Below are 1,152 nucleotides of genomic sequence, written 5' to 3'. Positions count from 1 at the left end.
TCACCGTTGGAGGAAGGTGAAGAGGTTTTCCCAGCGGTGGACGATGGTGTCGGTGGCGTAGCGCTGGATGTTGGTGCGGGCGGCGTCGCCCATGCGGTTGCGCAGGGCGGGGTCGCTGAGGAGGGTGTCGAGGTGGCGGGCGAGTTCGGTGGTGTTGCCGGGCGGGGCGAGCAGGCCGTCTTCGCCGTGGCGGATGATTTCGCGGACGCCGGGGGCGACGTCGAAGGCGACGCAGGGCACGGCGGTGGCCATGGCTTCCATGGGGGCCAGCGGGAAGCCCTCGCCGCGGGAGCTGAGGGCGAACACCGAGGCCTGGCGCAGGGCGCCGGGCACATCGTTGGTGCGGCCCATCCACTGCACGCTGGCGGTCAGGCCCAGTTCGGCGCTCTGCTGTTTGAGGGCGTGTTCTTCCTCGCCGGCGCCGTAGATGTGCAGGCGCCAGTCGCGGTGGCGGGCGGCGGTGTGGGCCCAGGCCTCCAGCAGCAGGTCGACGCCCTTTTCCTCGTGCAGGCGCCCGATGCTGGCCACCACCTTGTGCCGGCGGGGGGAGGGCTGGTCGGGGTAGAAGGGCAGCGGGTTGGGCATGAAGCCGACGTTGTCCATGCGCTGGCCGATCCAGGCGTCGGCGTCCTCGCGGGTGAGCGTCAGCATCCGGTCGACGTCGCGGTAGAAGGTCTTCACGCGCTGGAAGCGGGAGGACTTGCGGCAGGTCTCGAACGATTCGTGGCTCATGCCGATCACGGTGTGGCCGGCGGTGTCGGCCAGGGCGACCCACTCCATCGCCCAGACCTGGGTGACGATGATCACCGCGCCGGGCCGGGCGGCGGCGAACAGGGCGCTGAGCCGGGCGGCCTGGGTGTGCATGCCGGCCTCGCGGGCCGCGCGGCGCCGGTGCTCGGCCCAGTTCGCCCGCTGGCGCAGCGTGCGCGCCGGGCGCACCTGCGGCGGGTGCTGGTCATAGAGGGTGGTGGTGGCATAGGGCAGGTCGGCGGCCAGGGCCCGGGCCCGCCCGGCCGGCGGCGGGGTGATGCCCACCAGGTGCACCCGGTGGCCGCGGGCCGCGAACAGCGCGGCCATCTGGTGCGACCAACTGGTGATCCCGCCCAGCTCGTTGACGCTGTTGGACACGAAGAAGATGTCGCGCCGCACCTG

General features: G+C 72.3%; 1 protein-coding gene. It reads right to left on the bottom strand.

Translation table 11 applies throughout. From position 1 onward, the window contains the following. On the bottom strand, positions 1–1,149 hold the full coding sequence (locus tag ACH4EB_RS38610; RefSeq protein WP_398353215.1) for a glycosyltransferase: 1,149 nt from the start codon (positions 1,147–1,149) through the stop codon (positions 1–3). Between the last annotated feature and the right edge of the window lie 3 nt (positions 1,150–1,152).

Origin of the sequence: Streptomyces sp. NPDC018045 (assembly GCF_044327445.1) — a bacterium.
Taxonomy (GTDB): domain Bacteria; phylum Actinomycetota; class Actinomycetes; order Streptomycetales; family Streptomycetaceae; genus Streptomyces.
This window is presented reverse-complemented; position numbering and strand designations above follow the sequence as displayed.